The sequence below is a fragment of the Mesorhizobium sp. CA4 genome (genome assembly GCF_020165075.1).
Lineage (GTDB): Bacteria > Pseudomonadota > Alphaproteobacteria > Rhizobiales > Rhizobiaceae > Mesorhizobium.
Genome location: NZ_JAIUHK010000031.1, coordinates 42,668 through 59,848, shown reverse-complemented (window position 1 = coordinate 59,848; position 17,181 = coordinate 42,668). Strand labels below are relative to the sequence as shown.

General features: G+C 64.5%; 15 protein-coding genes. 5 read left to right on the top strand and 10 right to left on the bottom strand.

Features of this window, described 5'->3' with window-relative positions:
• Window positions 1–146: 146 nt before the first annotated feature.
• Together LB528_RS22900 and LB528_RS22895 are read right to left on the bottom strand one after the other, a co-directional pair.
• Window positions 147–2,609 (bottom strand): DNA translocase FtsK, encoded by a 2,463-nt coding sequence (locus LB528_RS22900; RefSeq protein WP_224716387.1) that lies wholly within the window; start codon window positions 2,607–2,609, stop codon window positions 147–149.
• A gap of 229 nt (window positions 2,610–2,838) precedes the next feature.
• Entirely contained in the window at window positions 2,839–3,537 is a 699-nt protein-coding gene (locus tag LB528_RS22895) for a TetR/AcrR family transcriptional regulator (protein WP_224716386.1), read from the bottom strand.
• A gap of 132 nt (window positions 3,538–3,669) precedes the next feature.
• On the opposite strand from LB528_RS22895, the gene LB528_RS22890 reads away from it, so the two are divergent.
• Window positions 3,670–4,863, top strand: a complete 1,194-nt coding sequence (locus LB528_RS22890; RefSeq protein ID WP_224716385.1) for an HlyD family secretion protein — start codon at window positions 3,670–3,672, stop codon at window positions 4,861–4,863.
• 120 nt (window positions 4,864–4,983) lie between these two features.
• Window positions 4,984–6,597, top strand: coding sequence for a DHA2 family efflux MFS transporter permease subunit (locus tag LB528_RS22885; RefSeq protein ID WP_411962243.1), 1,614 nt, complete (start codon window positions 4,984–4,986; stop codon window positions 6,595–6,597).
• Window positions 6,598–6,679: 82 nt separating this feature from the next.
• On the opposite strand, the gene msrB is transcribed toward LB528_RS22885, so the two are convergent.
• The 4 genes from msrB to LB528_RS22865 all read right to left on the bottom strand — a co-directional run bounded on the left by msrB (window position 6,680) and on the right by LB528_RS22865 (window position 9,428).
• A complete protein-coding gene (gene msrB / locus LB528_RS22880) occupies window positions 6,680–7,183 on the bottom strand; it encodes a peptide-methionine (R)-S-oxide reductase MsrB (protein WP_224716384.1) in 504 nt (167 codons plus the stop codon).
• A gap of 228 nt (window positions 7,184–7,411) precedes the next feature.
• The gene (locus LB528_RS22875; RefSeq protein ID WP_224716383.1) at window positions 7,412–7,969 is read right to left on the bottom strand and encodes a fasciclin domain-containing protein; all 558 of its coding nucleotides are present in this window, start codon (window positions 7,967–7,969) and stop codon (window positions 7,412–7,414) included.
• Window positions 7,970–8,175: 206 nt separating this feature from the next.
• Window positions 8,176–8,892, bottom strand: a complete 717-nt coding sequence (locus LB528_RS22870) for an anti-sigma factor domain-containing protein (RefSeq protein WP_224716382.1) — start codon at window positions 8,890–8,892, stop codon at window positions 8,176–8,178.
• Window positions 8,889–9,428: a sigma-70 family RNA polymerase sigma factor gene (locus tag LB528_RS22865; protein WP_224517178.1), complete on the bottom strand. Its 540-nt coding sequence runs from the start codon at window positions 9,426–9,428 to the stop codon at window positions 8,889–8,891. Before LB528_RS22865 ends, LB528_RS22870 begins: the two co-directional genes overlap by 4 nt.
• Before the next feature lie 140 nt (window positions 9,429–9,568).
• Between LB528_RS22865 and LB528_RS22860 the strand changes: the two genes are divergently transcribed.
• Both LB528_RS22860 and argB read left to right on the top strand, forming a co-directional pair.
• Window positions 9,569–11,065 carry an amidase gene (locus LB528_RS22860; protein ID WP_224716381.1) on the top strand — a complete coding sequence of 499 codons (1,497 nt, stop codon included), beginning with the start codon at window positions 9,569–9,571 and terminating at the stop codon, window positions 11,063–11,065.
• A 100-nt stretch (window positions 11,066–11,165) separates the two neighbouring features.
• Window positions 11,166–12,059 carry an acetylglutamate kinase gene (gene argB, locus LB528_RS22855; protein ID WP_224517174.1) on the top strand — a complete coding sequence of 298 codons (894 nt, stop codon included), beginning with the start codon at window positions 11,166–11,168 and terminating at the stop codon, window positions 12,057–12,059.
• Window positions 12,060–12,096: 37 nt separating this feature from the next.
• On the opposite strand, the gene bchE is transcribed toward argB, so the two are convergent.
• Together bchE and LB528_RS22845 are read right to left on the bottom strand one after the other, a co-directional pair.
• A complete protein-coding gene (bchE, locus tag LB528_RS22850) occupies window positions 12,097–13,665 on the bottom strand; it encodes a magnesium-protoporphyrin IX monomethyl ester anaerobic oxidative cyclase (protein WP_224716380.1) in 1,569 nt (522 codons plus the stop codon).
• Window positions 13,666–13,838: 173 nt separating this feature from the next.
• Window positions 13,839–14,315, bottom strand: coding sequence for an Lrp/AsnC family transcriptional regulator (locus LB528_RS22845; protein ID WP_224716379.1), 477 nt, complete (start codon window positions 14,313–14,315; stop codon window positions 13,839–13,841).
• Between the two features lie 139 nt (window positions 14,316–14,454).
• Between LB528_RS22845 and phhA the strand changes: the two genes are divergently transcribed.
• Window positions 14,455–15,288: a phenylalanine 4-monooxygenase gene (phhA, locus tag LB528_RS22840; protein WP_224716378.1), complete on the top strand. Its 834-nt coding sequence runs from the start codon at window positions 14,455–14,457 to the stop codon at window positions 15,286–15,288.
• Window positions 15,289–15,457: 169 nt separating this feature from the next.
• On the opposite strand, the gene LB528_RS22835 is transcribed toward phhA, so the two are convergent.
• Both LB528_RS22835 and LB528_RS22830 read right to left on the bottom strand, forming a co-directional pair.
• Complete coding sequence (locus tag LB528_RS22835; RefSeq protein ID WP_224716377.1) at window positions 15,458–16,897, bottom strand: GMC family oxidoreductase; 1,440 nt, start codon at window positions 16,895–16,897, stop codon at window positions 15,458–15,460.
• Window positions 16,894–17,052 (bottom strand): hypothetical protein, encoded by a 159-nt coding sequence (locus LB528_RS22830; RefSeq protein WP_224716376.1) that lies wholly within the window; start codon window positions 17,050–17,052, stop codon window positions 16,894–16,896. Before LB528_RS22830 ends, LB528_RS22835 begins: the two co-directional genes overlap by 4 nt.
• Window positions 17,053–17,181: the final 129 nt, after the last annotated feature.

Below are 17,181 nucleotides of genomic sequence, written 5' to 3'. Positions count from 1 at the left end.
GGCACTCCCCCTCACCCAGCCTCCGCTTCGCTCGGCTGACCTCTCCCCAAGGGGCGAGGAGATGGTCGGCGCTGGCGCCAGTCTCTTCTCCCCGTCGGGGAGAAGGTGGCCGCGAAGCGGCCGGATGAGGGGTCTGGCGCGCCCGCCTAATCCATCTCCTCGCGCTCCGGCTCGCGATCGCGCCGACCGGTGAGGATCTCGCGCTTGCCAACATGGTTGGGAACGCCGACCAGGCCTTCCTTCTCCATGCGCTCGACCAGCGAGGCGGCGCGGTTGTAGCCGACGCCGAGGCGGCGCTGGATATAGGAGGTCGAGCACTTCTTGTCGCGCTTGACCACCTTGACGGCTTCCTCGTAGAGCGCATCGCCATCCTCCTCTCCGATCGCGCTCTTATCGAAGACCGGGCCGGCATCGGCCGCTTCCTCGGCCTCCTCCTCGTCGGCGGTGACGGTGTCGAGATATTCGGGACGCCCCTGCGCTTTCAGATGCGCCACGACCTGCTCGACCTCGAGGTCGGAAACGAAGGGGCCGTGCACGCGCGAAATGCGCCCGCCGCCGGCCATGTGCAGCATGTCGCCTTGGCCGAGCAGTTGTTCCGCACCCTGCTCGCCGAGGATCGTGCGGCTGTCGATCTTCGACGTCACCTGGAAGGAGATGCGGGTCGGGAAATTGGCCTTGATGGTGCCGGTGATGACGTCGACGGACGGGCGTTGCGTAGCCATGATCAGATGGATGCCGGCGGCGCGGGCCATCTGCGCCAGGCGCTGGATGGCGCCTTCGATCTCCTTGCCGGCCACCATCATCAGATCGGCCATCTCGTCGACGATGATGACGATGTAGGGCATGGGCGCGAGGTCGATCGCGCGTTCCTCGAACAGCGGCTCGCCGGTGCCCCTCTCGAAGCCGGTCTGCACCTGCATGGTCACGACCTCGCCCTTGTCGCGGGCGCCGGCAGCGCGCTGGTTGTAACCGTCGATGTTGCGCACGCCGAGGCGCGCCATCTTGCGGTAGCGGTCCTCCATCTCGCGCACGGCCCATTTGAGCGCCGTGACGGCCTTCTTGGGATCGGTGACGACCGGCGTCAGAAGATGCGGGATGCCGTCATAAACGGAGAGTTCCAGCATTTTGGGGTCGACCATGATGAGGCGGCACTCCTGCGGCTTCATCCGGTAGAGCAGCGACAGGATCATGGTGTTGATGGCGACCGACTTGCCCGAGCCGGTGGTGCCCGCCACCAAGAGGTGCGGCATCTTGGCGAGCTCGGCGATGACCGGTTCGCCGCCGATCGTCTTGCCGAGGCCGAGCGCCAGCTTGCAGGAGGTGTTGCGGAAGCCGGCGGAGCCGATCAGCTCGCGGAAATAGACCGTCTCGCGCGTCTCGTTGGGCAGCTCGATGCCGATGACATTGCGGCCCGGCACCACGGCGACACGCGCCGAGACGGCCGACATGGAGCGGGCGATATCGTCGGCGAGCCCGATGACGCGGCTGGATTTCACACCCGGGGCCGGCTCGAACTCGTAGAGCGTGACGACCGGCCCCGGCCGGACATGGATGATCTCGCCCTTGACGCCGAAATCCTCCAACACGCTTTCGAGCAGATCGGCATTCTGCTCCATCCGCTCCTGCGACATGTAGAAGCCCTGGCCCTCGGGCGGCATCTGCAAAAGCTCTTCCGAAGGAAGCTCGTAGTCGCTCATCGCGGATAGCGGCTCGACCTCGCCGGCCATGGGCAACGATGGTGCCTGCCTGGCTTTCCTGGCGCTTACCGGGGTGGAGATCGGCATGGGCTTGGCAGGCGCCGGTTGGGCGGCCGCCGGAGTCGGCACGGGCGCCAAGATCGGACTTGCCTCCGCCGTGTTGGAGCGCCATTCGATGACCCGGTAAAATGACGTCGCCTCACCCGGGAAAGCGGCACGGGGCTGGACCGGTTGCGCGACCGGACGCTGCGCCGGCACCGGCTGCATCAGTGGCTGCGCCGGAACGGCAGGCGCCTGCCCCGTCTCGTTCAGACGCGCCCGCGCCAGGCGCTCGGCCAGGAAGGGCATGCCGAACTCGAAAAAGGCATGATCGGAAAGATAGGACCAGCGCAATCCGCTCAGGCGCGGTTTTGGCGTCGGAGCAGCGGCAGCCTGGGTCGGCGCGGTCGGAGGGCTCGGGACGGCGGCTGGGGCAACAGTGGCTGGTGCGCGGGCCGGCCTGGTTTGCATCGGCGCCGTGGCGGGAGCGGCGGAACTTTTCCGGACCGGAGCGGCTGGCGGCGGAGTCGGCGGCGCAGGCCGGACGGGCTCGACCGCGGATGCCTTGCCCTGAGCGGCATCCTCCGGCGGGGCGGCCCGCCTGGCGAGGTCGGTATCCGGCGTGCGCGTGAAACGCACATTGGGCGCAAGGAAGAAATAGTTCTGCCAGGCTGGGAGGCCGAAATCGTCGCCGACCGATTCGGACGATGCGTTACGAGCGACCGTCGATTCGGTCCCGTGCAGGACTCGCAGCGGCACGACCTGTCCTGCTTGCGGGACCGCGCCATGGCGCCCGGTTTCCCGCGGATTGCGATGTTCGTCGTCGCTGTCGTTGGCTGAGGCGCCGGGATGATTGGCACGGGGGAAACGCATGGATGTCATACTCGAGACTCGCCGATTGAACGTCTCCCGAGACATAGGAAGCGATGGTTAACAGGTCCTTCCGAAAGCGCCTGCCGGACGATGCCGATCGATATTTTGAGAGGGGGGTCTTCAGGCCGGTCTTCGCGGTCGAGGCAGACCGCACCGATGGATTTCGCGGCGACGCCTCGCGACCCTTCAGCTTCGCCCTTTGCGCTCCGGAATCCGCATGCCCGAACGGTCAGGCCGATTGCAACGCCCGTTCCTCGGCGAAGAATTTTTCCGTGGCATAGGCCTTGAGAAACACTTCGACGCCGGACGTCACGACGTGCTCGATCTCCGCCTGGCTCGGCGCTTTCGTGCGATAGGAAAAGATGCACTGGCGGAACAGGCCGGCGAGGCAAAGCTCGGTGAACTGGTAGGCGGCAAGGTCGACATCGGCGATCTGAAGCAGGCCGCGTTCGACGGCTTCGTTGAGGAAGGCCATGACCTTGTCGTGGCCGCGCTTGGGACCGCGTTCGTAGAAGCGCGCGCCAAGCTCCGGAATCCGATCGGCCGCGCCGACCACGGTGCGCTGGGCCTGGATGACTTTGGCCGAGGTGATCTTCAGCGAAAGCACGGTGCCGAACTTCACCAGCGTCTTGCGCAGGTCGTCGAAATGGTCGAGCACTTCATACATGTTCTTGAAGATGGTGCCGCGCTCTTCCTCGATGAGCGCCTCGAACAGCTCTTCCTTGTTCTCGAAATAGACGTAGATCGTGCCCTTGGAGACGCCGGCCTCGCGCGTGATGTCGTTCATCGAGGCCGCTTCAAAGCCCTTGTCTATAAAGACGCGGCGGGCGCCCTCGATGATCTGGGCCCTTTTTACGGGATCCTGCCCGGCCGCGGGGCGGCCCTTGCGTAAGTCGAGCAGATCGCTATCGGCTGTCGTGTCGACCATGGAAGTCGTTCCTTGAAAATATTTCGAACCGCTCGGTTCGATTTCCTCTTGATATGGTCCTCTTTCCGCGCTATGTCAATCTCCAATTCGAACCGAACGGTTCAGTCTGACTGACATTCCAGAGAGATCGCTATGTCCTCGAACGCGCCCGCCACCGCCGAAGTCCGCTCTTTTCCCAACGCCAAGGTCCAGCCTTCGACCGAAGCGCCGGAAGTTCCTGTCCAGCCCGCCGCTCCCGTTGCGACACCCGCGGCTGAAGCACCGGCCAAGAAAAAGCGCTCTGTCCGCTCTTTCCTTTTGCCGATCATCGGCCTTGCCCTGCTCGGCGCCGGCTCCTGGTACGGGTATAACTATTGGACCGACGGTCGGTTCATGATCTCCACCGACGACGCCTATGTCCAGGCCGATATGTCGTTCGTGTCGCCGAAAATATCCGGTTACATCGACAAGGTGCTGGTGAGCGAGAACCAAAAGGTCAAGGCCGGCGATCCGCTGTTCGTCATCGACAATGGCGACTACAAGATCGCGGTCGCCCAGGCCGAGGCGCAGATCGCCACCTTGGCGAAGACGCTCGACCGCATCGACGCCCAGACCAAGGCCGCCCAGGCTTCGCTGTCGCAGGCCCAGGCGCAGAAGATCGCGGATCAGGCCGCCGCCGACAATGCGGCGCGCGCCCAGGACCGCGCGGCGCAGCTGGTCAAGACCCATGTCGGTACGCAGGCGCAGCTCGATGACGCGCAGACCGCGCTCGACCAGGCCAAGGCTACCCTTGTCGGCGCCGACGCGCAGATCGCCGCGGCGCAGGCCAATATCGGCGTGCTGGAAGCGCAGCGCGCGGAGTCGGCCTCGACGCTCGCCTCGCTGCAGCTCACCCGCGACAAGGCCCTGCGCGACCTCTCCTTCACCGTGCTGAAGGCGCCCTATGACGGCGTCGTCGGCAACCGCTCTGTCGAGCAAGGCGACCTCGTCAGCCCCGGCCAGAAGCTCGCCGTCGTTGTGCCGATGGACAAGCTCTACATCGTCGGCAACTTCAAGGAGACGCAGCTTGGCCGCATGGTGCCCGGCGAGAAGGTGCGCATCACCGTCGACGCGATCGACGGGCAGACCTTCGAAGGCACGGTCTCCTCGCTGGCGCCGGCTTCGGGCGCGGTGTTCTCGCTGCTGCCGCCGGAAAACGCCACCGGCAACTTCACCAAGGTGGTTCAGCGCGTGCCCGTGCGCATCGACGTGCCGGCCGACGTCTTGAAGACCGGCAAGCTGCGCGCCGGCTTGAGCGTCGTCGTCGCGGTCGACAGCCGCACCGCGCCGACCTCGACGACCAACTGATTGGGGGGCGGTTCGGTGGCCATTCGCGAGCGCCGAGCCGCCCAGCCTGCTTTATCCGTTTCGAGGCAATCCGGGACCGCCACGGGCCTGTCCTCGAGACTTGCCTAGGGAGGCCATGACATGGCAACCGCAACCATCACCGCAGGAACAATGCCCGCACGTCCGGTCGCTGCCGCGCCGGCCCTGCCCGCGGACCATATGCCTGTGCGCCGCGTCGTCGCCTTCCTGGCGATGGTGTTCGGCATGTTCATGGCGATCCTCGACATCCAGATCGTCTCGGCCTCGCTATCGGAAATCCAGGCGGGCCTGAGCGCCAGCTCCGACGAGATCCCGTGGGTGCAGACCGCCTATCTGATCGCCGAGGTGGTGATGATCCCGCTGTCGGGCTTCCTCAGCCGCATGCTGTCGACGCGCGTGCTGTTCACCACCGCGGCGGCCGGCTTCACCGCGGCCAGCGCGCTCGCTGCCACCGCCACCAATATCGACCAGATGATCGTCTACCGCGCCATCCAGGGTTTCATCGGCGGCGGCATGATCCCCAGCGTGTTCGCGGCCGCCTTCACCATCTTCCCGCCCTCCAAGCGCGCCGTCGTCTCGCCGATGATCGGCCTGGTGGCGACGCTGGCGCCGACGATCGGCCCGACGGTGGGCGGCTATATCAGCCATGCCATGTCCTGGCACTGGCTGTTCCTGATCAATGTCGTGCCCGGCATTCTGGTGGCGACGGCAGCCTGGTCGCTGATCGATTTCGACAAGCCCAACCTGAAACTGTTCTCCAAGTTCGACTGGTGGGGCCTGATCGGCATGGCCGCTTTCCTCGGCTGCATGGAATATGTGCTGGAGGAAGGCCCGAACCATGACTGGCTGCAGGAGCCGGCGGTTTTTGCCTGCGCCATCATCATGACCGTCGGCGGCGTCATCTTCTTCTGGCGCGTCTTCACCGCCGAGGAACCGATCGTCGATCTGAGGGCCTTCAGCAACGTCAACTTCGCCTTCGGTTCGCTGTTCTCCTTCGTCGTCGGCATCGGGCTTTACGGGCTCACCTATCTCTATCCGGTGTTCCTCGGGCGTATCCGCGGCTACGATTCGATGATGATCGGCGAGGCGCTGTTCGTCAGCGGTCTGGCGATGTTCTTCACCGCGCCCGTCGCCGGCATCCTGTCGAACAAGATCGATCTCAGGCTGATGATGATGATCGGCTTCGTGGGTTTCGCCACCGGCACCTGGTGGATGACGCATCTCACCGCCGACTGGGATTTCTATGAGCTGTTGATCCCGCAGATCCTGCGCGGCTGCTCGATGATGCTGTGCATGGTGCCGATCAACAACATCGCGCTCGGCACCTTGCCGCCGGAGCGGCTGAAGAATGCGTCGGGCCTGTTCAACCTGACCCGCAACCTCGGCGGCGCCGTCGGCCTCGCGGTGATCAACACGGTGCTGATCGACCGCAACGCCTTCCACTATGCGCGGCTCTCCGAGCATGTGCAGTGGGGCAGCGAGGCGGCGCAGACCAAGCTGCAGAACATGACGCGGAATTTCGAGCAGACCGCTGGCCTCGACGCCACAAGCGCTGCGGTCTCGAAGCTGTCGGGCATGGTGCACCAGCAGGCGGCGCTTTTGTCCTTCATGGACGTGTTCATGATGCTGACCGTGCTCTTCGCCTCGCTCGGATTTTTCGTGCTGTTCATCAACAAGCCGGCGCAGCAGCGCGGCGGTGGCGGCGGAGGCCATTGAGGAGCCGGAACCCCCGCCTGGCTTCCTCAACGCGCGACCCCGGAAATCGGCGACGATTTCCGGGGTCATTCTTTTGGAGAGATTAGGCGGCCGCCGGCTTGAAGCTCAGCGCCACGCCGTTGATGCAATGGCGCAGGCCGGTGGGCGGCGGGCCGTCGTCGAAGACATGGCCGAGATGGCCGCCGCAGCGCCGGCAATGCACCTCGGTGCGGGTCATGCCGAGCGAGCGGTCTTCGGTCTTGCCGATGGAGTTCGGGATCTCCTGCCAGAAGCTCGGCCAGCCGGTGCCGGAATCGAATTTCGTCTCCGACGAATAGACCGGCAGGTCACAGCCGGCGCAGGCGAAAATGCCCTTGCGATGCTCGTTGAGCAGCGGACTGGTGCCGGGATATTCCGTACCCTGCTTGCGCAGCACGTCGAAGGCGGCATCGGACAGGATGGCATGCCATTCGGCATCGGTCTTGGTGACTTCGAAAGTCTCGGCTGCCAAAGCCGGCTTCGGCCCGCCGGCGCGCAGCATCGCTGCGGATCCGGCGATGAGAGCGGCAGCGGCGGCTCCGCTCCAGAGAAAATCGCGACGGTTCATGGCCGTTCCTCCTGACGCATTTTGCCAAGATAGAGCGCCGTCCGGAAATCAAAAGCCGGTGACGCCCCATCTCCTGGTTCGAGCAATTCCGGACAGAAACCTTCCTGGCTCCGGCTGCTGCTCCGCGCCTCCTCTACGGAATGGCGCGGAGCACACTCTTGCCGGCGGCGCGATCTTGAATGTCGCGGCTGGCGCTCAGCCAAGTCTTCGCCGGCCAGGTCCGCTTTGTTACATCTTCGGCAAGAGAACCTTGTCGATGACGTGGATGACGCCGTTCGACTGGCGGACATCGGCGATGGTGACATGGGCGACATTGCCGTTCTCGTCGGTGACGGTGACCTTGCCCTTCTCCGCCTTCAGCGTCAGCTCGCAGCCGCCGACGGTCTTGACCTGGTGCGCGCCACCATCGGCCTTGGCCATCTTGGCGACGTCGGCTGCCAACGCCTTGCCGGCGATGACATGGCAGGTCAGCACCTTGCTGAGCTTGTCCTTGTTCTCGGGCTTGAGCAGCGTGTCGACCGTGCCGGCGGGCAACGCCGCGAACGCCTCGTTGGTCGGCGCGAAGACGGTGAAGGGACCGGCGCCCTGCAGCGTGTCGACGAGGCCGGCGGCCTTGACGGCGGCGACCAGCGTGGTGTGGTCCTTCGAATTTACGACATTCTCGATGATGTTCTTCTTCGCATACATCGGCGCGCCGCCGACCATGGGATTGGCGGCGTAAGCAACGGCGCCGAGCGCCGAAAGGCCGAGTGTGAAGGCAAGCAAAAGGGTGGCGAGTTTGCGCATGGTGTCAGTCTCCTCTGGTTGTTTCTTCCCGTCCTTGGGAACGCGAGGAGATACGGGATCGAAAGATCTTAGTTTCACGAATGTCGCGCGATTTTATTCGGGGCGCTTCATTTTGTCCGCCCCGCCGGGCGGCGATCGCGAACTTTCCCTATTCAAACAAGATATGATATAGACTTCATTAGTCTTTGATGATGTCGCGATCAGGGTCAGATGCCCTTCAGGTCGCCTGCAGCAACAACCGGACCGGTAGGCTGGCCGGTCGGCGAACCGCCGGCCGGCTCGAGGCTGACGGCGAGCACGGCGCCTTGCGCGAGCTTCTGCTGGACGGCGGGCGTGACCGGCATGCGCGCGGTCGGGCCGGCGGGGATGACGCCCATCGAGACCGGCGCGTTCTTGCCTTCGATCATCCACAATTCGAAATCCTTGCCGGCGCCGCGGTCGCCGGAGACCAGCGACAGGCCGACCTCATGACGGGCGGCGTCATAAACCGCAAGATATTTGACGTTGCTGTTGTCGGCGGCCAGAGAGGCGACCAGCCTGGTCTCGGGCGCCTGGACCGGCGGATTGACGTAAGGCAGCGCGACATAGACGGCCAGGGCGGCAATGGCCGCGGCGGCGAGGCCGCGCCAGAAGGCAAGGCTCGCCCAGAGGCCGCCGCCGGGCGCCGTGGAGACGGGCGACGCAAACAGGCGCCGATCGATCGCCGCCTTGACAGAAGCCGGCGGCTCGACCGCGGCATAGGCGGCGGCCATCGGCGCAAAGTGGACCTCCCAGGCTTCGACCAGGCGGGCGAATTCTGTCTCGGTGTCGATGCGACGGGATGCGATCTGGCGTTCGTCGGCGGCCAGAACGCCGAGAACGTATTCGGCGGCGAGTAGGTCGTCGCCTCCACCGTCCGGTCCGTTGTCTTGCGCCAGCGTCATCTTTCCAGGCATTCTCTCAGTTTGAGCAGGCTTCGCCGCAGCCAGGTCCGCATCGTGTTCAGTGGGATCTTGAAGCGCTCCGCCAGCTCGGCATAGCTTTCGCCGCTCAGATAGGCGCCCCGGACGGCCGCCGCCCGGTCTTTCTCCAACTCGTCAAGGCAATGGTGGATGCGTTCGGTCTCGCCGCCTGCCACAGCCATGGCCTCGGGTCCCGGCGTCGGATCGGCGACGTCGAGGGCGGCGTCGATGTTGGCGGAAGGACTGCGCCGCGCCCTGATGCGATCGATCGCATGGTTGCGCGCAATGGCCACCAGCCAGGAAATCGGGCTCAGATCGGAAACCGCGAAACGATCCGCTTTCGTCCAGATCTTGACGAAGACTTCCTGAAGCGCTTCTTCCGCATCTCCCCTGTCCTTCAAGACACGAAGGCAGACGCCGAAAAGTTTCCCGCTGGTCTGCTTGTAGAGCAGATCGAAGGCAGCCCGGTCCTTCATCGAAGTCCGGACGATCAGCTTGCTGATGTCCTGAGGCCCCATGGCGGCAAATTAGAAGATTGCGATTTAATTGCAACGGGCGCCGAGAGCTTCGTCCCCCAAGGTTGTCGTGCCATTGGCTTGTCGAATCCCGATACCGATTTACAGGCTCATGAGATAGTCTTCGCCAAAAGAGGGCGGCGATGTCGATCGAGCGCGTGCTTTGGGAACAGGATGCGATCGGACTTGCCGAGCTTGTACACAGGAATGAAATCGCGCCGCCGGAGCTGGTCGACGCGGCGATCGCGCGCGCAGAAGCGACAAGGCCGGACATCAATGCCATTGCCACGCCGCTTTACGATGACGCGCGGGCGCGGGCCAGAACGATCGACCGCACGCTGCCGCTGGCCGGCGTGCCGTTCGCGCTCAAGGATCTCGGCATCGGCATCAAAGGCGTGCCGATCCATGGCGGCAGCCGCATCCCGCCTTTCACCGCCGATTTCAATTCGGTGATGGTCGAGCGCTATCTCGCCGCCGGGCTGATCCCGATCGCCACCAGCACCTCGCCCGAGCATGGGCTGAGGCTTATGACGGAGTCGGCATGCTTCGGCATCACCCGCAACCCGTGGAACACCGGGCATTCGACCGGTGGTTCCTCCGGCGGCTCGGCGGCGCTCGTCGCCGCGGGCGTTGTGCCGGCGGCGCATGCTTCCGACGGCGGCGGCTCGATCCGCGTGCCTTCGGCCTGCAGCGGGCTGGTCGGCCTGAAGACCTCGCGCGGCCGCGTGCCGCTGACGCCGCTCGTCAGCGAAAGCTGGTACGGCATGGTCGTCGACCACGCCGTCAGCCGCTCGGTGCGCGATACCGCGCTGCTGCTCGATCTCACCCATGGCGCCGATCCGCTCTCGCCCTATGCTGCCCGCGCGCCGAAAGGCTCGTTTGCCGCGGCCGCCGCGCGCGACCCGGGCAAGCTCAGCCTCGCCGTCTACCGCAAGTCGCCGCTCGGCCTGCCGATCTCGGCCGAGACGCTCCAGGCGCTCGACATCGCGGTGGCGCTGGCCCGCGAAGGCGGCCACACGGTGGAGGAGATCGAGCTGCCTTTCATCGGCCGCGACTTCATCGCTGATTTCTGCCGGAGTGTCGCCGCGGCCGTTGCCGGCACGATGCGGGCCGAGGCGCGGCGCGTCGGCCGCCCGGTGACTGGCGAGGTCGAGCGGGCGACCCGCGTGCTCGCCCGTCGCGGCGAAATGCTGTCCGCCGGCGAAGTTTATGAGGCCGTGCAGCGGCTCAACGCCACGGCGCGGCAGTTGATCGACGAGACGGCCCGGTTTGACGCCGTGCTGATGCCGATCATCGCGCACCCGCCACTGGCCTGCGGTTCGATGAACGCCAAGGGCGCGGACGAGTTCCTCGAGAACCTGCTCGACAAATTGCATCTGACAGGCCTGCTCAAGGTCAAGTCGTTCTTCGGCCAGTTGATAGACAAGAGCCTGTGGTTCACCCACTGGCCGGCGATCCAGAATGTCAGCGGCCAGCCCTCGATCGCGCTGCCGGTGCATGTCACGGCGGACGGCCTGCCGCTCGGCATCCAGGCCGCCGGCCGGCCGGGCGACGAGGAGACGCTGTTGTCCTTCGCCGCGCAGATGGAGAAGCTTTCGGGATGGCTTGCGCGACGCGCGCCGCTCAAGGTGCCTGCTTAGCGACACACGTTTTCGTCATTGTGACCGCAAAGCCGTTTGCGGCCTGCGGCAATTCCCGCTAAGACCCCGCCGTTCCTTTCTAGAGGCCGGGATCACATCGATGACGGACATCGCCGCCACCGCCGAAATGCAGGCCGCGCTGCTCTCGCGCGCGCTGCCTTATATGCAGCGCTACGAGAATAAGACGGTGGTGGTGAAATATGGCGGGCATGCCATGGGCGATACCGAACTCGGCAAGGCGTTCGCCCGCGACATCGCGCTCCTGAAGCAGTCCGGCGTCAACCCGATCGTGGTGCATGGCGGCGGGCCGCAGATCGGCGCGATGCTCACCAAGATGGGCATCGAATCCAAGTTCGAGGGCGGGCTGCGCGTCACCGACCAGAAGACGGTCGAGATCGTCGAGATGGTGCTGGCGGGCTCGATCAACAAGGAGATCGTGGCGCTGATCAACGCCGAGGGCGAGTGGGCAATCGGGCTCTGCGGCAAGGACGGCAACATGGTGTTCGCCGAAAAGGCGCGCAAGACCATGATCGACCCGGATTCCAACATCGAGCGGGTGCTCGATCTCGGCTTTGTCGGCGAGCCGGTCGAGGTCGACCGCACATTGCTCGATCTTCTCGCGCGTTCGGAGATGATCCCGGTGCTGGCGCCGGTCGCCCCCGGCCGCGACGGCCACACCTACAACATCAATGCCGACACGTTCGCGGGTGCGATCGCCGGCGCTTGCCGCGCCTCGCGCCTGCTCTTCCTCACCGACGTGCCCGGCGTGCTCGACAAGAACAAGAAGCTGATCGACGAGCTGACGGTCGCCGAAGCCAGGGCGCTGATCAAGGACGGCACGGTGTCGGGCGGCATGATCCCCAAGGTCGAGACCTGCATCGAGGCGATCGAGCGCGGCGTCGAGGGCGTCGTCATCCTCAACGGCAAGACGCCGCATTCGGTGCTGCTCGAGCTCTTCACCGAGCACGGCGCCGGCACGCTGATCGTTTCCTAAGAAGGCAAGGTCACCCGTAAACGGTGATCTGCCATGATCAGCCGGCTAATCTTCTTTCGTCCGGCACAAGCGCGGTCTCGACGACGCACGCGCCAGACTTTCCAGGCGGCCGCCGGACGACCATCGATTCCTCCTCGGCGTCCTGCGGCGCGCCCCAGAACTCGGCGAGCGTCGGTCCATCCGTGACGCGGCGGTCGCGGGCGAGAAACCCCCAGACTTCGCGGAACCACACGCGGCGGCCCATCTTCGTGTACCAGCGCATCGAATGCCGCTGCTCGGGATCGGGATGGAACAGGATGCGCGCCAGCGCCTTCGGCCGCGACTGCACCGCGACTTCGATCAGCTTGACGGCGAAGAACAGCATCCATGGCTTCAGCCGGGTCATGTGCAGAACCTGGTGCTTGTAGTCCCAGAGGCGCACATCCTGCTGGATCACCTTGCGGCCGCTGGCGATGCGGAAGAACGGCGTCCAGCGGTGCGGTGTGACATAGAGCGCCTGGATCTGGTCGGGGTCATAAGCGATGAGCTGGCGGAAACCGCGCCAGAGATCGCGCAAGGTCTCGTCCTCGAAGCCGGCGACCCAGGTCGTCATCGACAGGATCCCGTGTTGCCGGAGCAGCCGGATCGCCTCGCGGTCGGACTTGGTGCTGCCGCCCTTGCGGATCAGCGACAAAGTCGCCTCGTCGGTATTTTCCATGCCGAGCAGCCAGCGGATGACGCCAGCCTTGCGGTAAAGGTTGAGGATATCGGCATCGCGCACGATATCGTCGGCGCGGGTCGAGCCGACGATCAACACCGGCACGTTCTCGGCGATCATGGCGTCGAGAAAGGCGCGCCAGGCCTTTTTCGAGGAGGTCGGGTTCTCATCGGCCAGATTGATCAGCTCGACGCCGTGCTCGCGATATAGCCAGGCGATCTCCCTGGCGAATTTGACCGGGTCGCGATGGCGCCAGCGGGTCCAGAACCCGCGCTGGCCGCAATAGTTGCACAGATGCGGGCAGCCGCGCGAGAACTGCATGACCACGGCCCGCTTGCCGCCCCAATAGGAGTAGCGGCGATGATCGATCAGTTCCCAGCCGACGCGGTAAGCATCGAGATCGGCAATGGTCATGGCCGGCTGCGTCGCGACAGGACGGCCGAGGTCGTCACGATAGGCAATGCCGGCAACGCTCGCCACCGGCTGGCGCATCTCGATCGCCTCGACCAGCGCCGTCGCGGTCGCCTCGCCCTCGCCGCGCACGATGAAGTCGAAGACGTCGCTCGCGGCGAGGATGTCGCGCCAATGATAGGTCGGGAAGACATCGCCATAGATGACGATGACGTCCGGCGCGCGGGCCTTGATCATTTCGGCGATGCGTAAAGCCGTCGGATGCGCCGAAGTCGAACCGGAATGGCCGATCAGAATGAAATCGGGATCGTCGCGCAAAGCCTCATCGACCAGTGTGGCAAGTGGCATGGGACCGAACTCGGCGTCGACCAGGCGCACCTGATGGCCGGAATCGATCAGCGGCCCGCCGATCGCCAGTAGCCCGAGCGGCGGCAGATGGTCGTCGGGCACGCGGCTGCCGATGGCCGTGTGCGGCGGATTGATCAGCACGATGTTCAAGGCGGACCTCCATGTTGGTCCGCTTGTGCTAGTCGCCCATGTCGAAGCCGCCTTGGCGCGGTTCAGCAGTTTCCACGCAGCTTTTCGGGAGAAGTTTGTTTGAAGCAATTCCGGACGGAGGGCTACGGCGAAGTTGCCGAGCCTAAACGCTTCACATTCTTAATGGAGTTGCTTTAGCGCCGCAGATGGCTGAGCGGCACGTGGCCAGGTCCCTTGATGTTCTGCAGCACCAGTTGCGTGTGAACGTCGCGCACCCCGGGCAGCCGCATCAGCCGGTGCATGACGAAGGCGTTGAGGTCGTCGACCGACGGCACCATGACATGCAGCAGGAAATCGTAGTCGCCGGTCATGGTCCAGCAGGACGAGACCTCGTCCATGCGCTGCACGGCGGCGATGAAGCTTTCGGGCGAGCCGTCGCTGTGGCTGACCAGCCGCACCTGGATGAACACCTCGACCGTCAACCCGACGGCGCGGCGGCTGAGCACGGCGGCAAAGCCTTTGATGATGCCGGTCTCCTGCAAGGCGTCGAAGCGGCGCGCGCAAGGCGTGGTCGACAGGCCGATCTCTTGCGCCAGCTCCGAGACGGGCTTGCGGCCATCGCGCTGCAGGATGTCGAGCATCTTGATCTCGAAATCGTCGAATGGAGGCATGTATCCTGGATCTCGCGTTGATCCGAGTGCTTTTACCTCAGAAACTGCCGGCGGGCTACAGAACAAGGCTGATTTGCCTCATGGATCGCCGCTAAACTACTCGTCACGATCCGTGGATCACGATCTTGAGGAGGATACGATGACGATCAGCGTTGCCGATTACGCCGCTGAATGCGCGGCGCAGGGCCTTCGCGGCGACTATTCGGTGTGCCGCAGCGATTTCACCGTGGCGCAGAGCTACGATTATTCACCCGAGGAACAGGCGGTGTGGCGCACGCTCTGCGACCGCCAGACGAAGCTGACCCAGAAGCTCGCGCACCGTTCCTATCTGGACGGCGTTGCCGCGCTCGGCCTGCTCGACAGGATTCCCAATTTCGACGAGGTCAGCGAAAAGCTCGCCAAAGCGACGGGCTGGGAGATCGTCGCGGTGCCTGGCCTCATCCCGGCCGGCCCGTTCTTCGAGCATCTCGCCAATCGGCGCTTCCCGGTCACTAACTGGCTGCGGACGAAAAAAGAGCTCGACTACATCGTCGAGCCGGACATGTTCCACGATTTCTTCGGTCATGTGCCGATCCTGACCCAGCCGGTGTTCGCCGATTTCATGCAGATCTATGGCCAGAAGGCCGAGGACTTGATCGCGCTCGGCGGCGACGAGATGATCACAAGGCTTTACTGGTACAGCGCCGAATACGGCCTCATCCAGGAAGCTGGCCAGCCGCTGAAGGCCTTCGGCGCCGGGCTGATGTCGTCCTTCACCGAGCTGCAATTCGCGGTTGAAAGCAAGGACGCCCACCATGTGCCGTTCGATCTCGAGACGGTGATGCGCACCGGCTATGAGATCGACAAGTTCCAGCGCGCCTATTTCGTGCTGCCGTCCTTCGATGCGCTGCGCGATGCTTTCGCCCATGGCGACCTCGCCGGCATCGTGGCGCGGTTCAAGGGTCAGCCGGCGCTCGACCCGGCGACGGTCTGAGGTCGGTTCTCGCCCAACCGACATTCAGGGCGGTTCAGTTGCCGGCAGGCGGCTGGGCCGCTTCGCGCTTTTTCGGATCAATCGACTTTATCGTGCTCGGTCTTGATCCTGGCCAGTTGCTCGCTCTGCAGGTCGAGAGCGGCGTGGATGAAGCGCAGCGTGGTCGAAATCAGACGGCAATCACCTTGCCGAGGTGCTCGCCCAGGCGGCAGGCAAGCGCGGTGATGGTGGTGGTGGGATTGCACTGGCCCGACGTGCAGAACACCGAGGAGCCGCCGACATAGAAATTGTCCATGCCATGTACCTTGCAGTTGGCATCGACGACGCTCTTCAAGACATCGGTGCCCATGCGGGTGCCGCCCATATGGTGGTGTCCTGCCGTCTCCTCGTTGGTCGGATAATCGCCACCATTGCCGATCCAGTCGTCGATGCGGACGCGGCCGAGATTCTTCTGCGCCATGGTCGTGCCGAAAAGCCTGAGGCCCTCGAGCAGGGTGCGGCGCTCGAGCGGCGACTTCTTCCAGCGCAGTTCGATGCGCGGCACGCCGGCGTGATCGACATCGGTCTTCGACAGCTCGATCTGGTTCGAGGCGAGCGGCGCCTGCTCCCAGGCGACATAGAGCTGGGCGGCGCAACGCAGCCTCTGGTCCAGCTGGAACGACATCCACTCCGCCATGTTCGGCGCGGTGCAGGCAAGATCGGCGATCAGCTTCTTGACATTGGGATAGGGGCTCTCGATCAGGCGGATGCCGAAATTCATGATCTGCAGCCGCTCCATCGCGGCAAGCGTCGGCGAGAAGAAGGCTTCATTCGAGCCGTCGACCTCGAACTCCGAATAGTTGGCAAGAACGGCGTTGCCACCTTCGAAGGTCGGATGCTCCATCCAGTAGCGGCCGAGCGCAGCCGCGTTCGGCACCACGCCGCCATTCGAGCGGTCATTCGACCACAACAGCAGCCGCGAGTTCTCCAGTCCGCCGGTGCAGGCGACGAAATAATCGGCGCTGAAGGTGCCGGCGTCTTGCCCGTTCGGCCACAGCTTCGCGCCGGTGATGCGTTTGCCGTCGCCGGTAAGCTCAGTCGCATAGGTGTTGAGCACGACGGCGATGTTCTTGCTCTTGTCGAGCTCGTCCGCATATTTCTCGCCGAAACGAACCGCGGGGCTCTTGATCAACTGCACCCAGCGGATGTCGTCCGAAACCGGGACGTCCGGACGGAACGCCGGAAGCTCGAGGATATCGTGGACCTCGCCAAGATAGGGCTCGATGTCGGCGCGGCTGATCGGCCAGCCGGTGTCCGGCGCCCATGCCTTGGGTTCGAAATCCTGCTTGTCGAGCACGCGGCACCAGCCGGCCCAGTGGTTGGACGAGCCGCCCATGAAGCGCAGCCTGGTGATGTCGAGGTCGAAGTAGAAATCGCCGACCGTCTTGCCACGGTAGAAATCCTGCGACTCCTCGCTGAATTCGCGCGAGCCCGCCTCCAGCACGACGATCGGAATGCCGGCGGTGCCGAGCTTCCTGGCGATTGTCATGCCGGTGGGACCGGAACCGAGGATACAGGCCTTGGGCTTGAAGCCGGTCTGCTTATAGGCTTCGTAGCTGTCGAAGATCATGCGAGGTCGCTCCGCCGCAGGATCCAGCCATTGATCTCGACGATCTCATCGGCATCGACCACGGGTTGCTGGCTGCGGAACAGCGACAGGGCGGGCAGCGTGATCAGCGCCTGCATGATCGCGCGGCGCGACATTTTTCTTATGAACCTGCTCATGACACGTCTCTCGACAGGGGCCTCGATCCACGCATGCCGTTCCTGAACGGCACACATGCCGCCACCGAGGCCAGTTTCGTGCCAAAGCCAGATGAAAACCGCGTTACACCAGGAAGTTTAGCGCGGTTG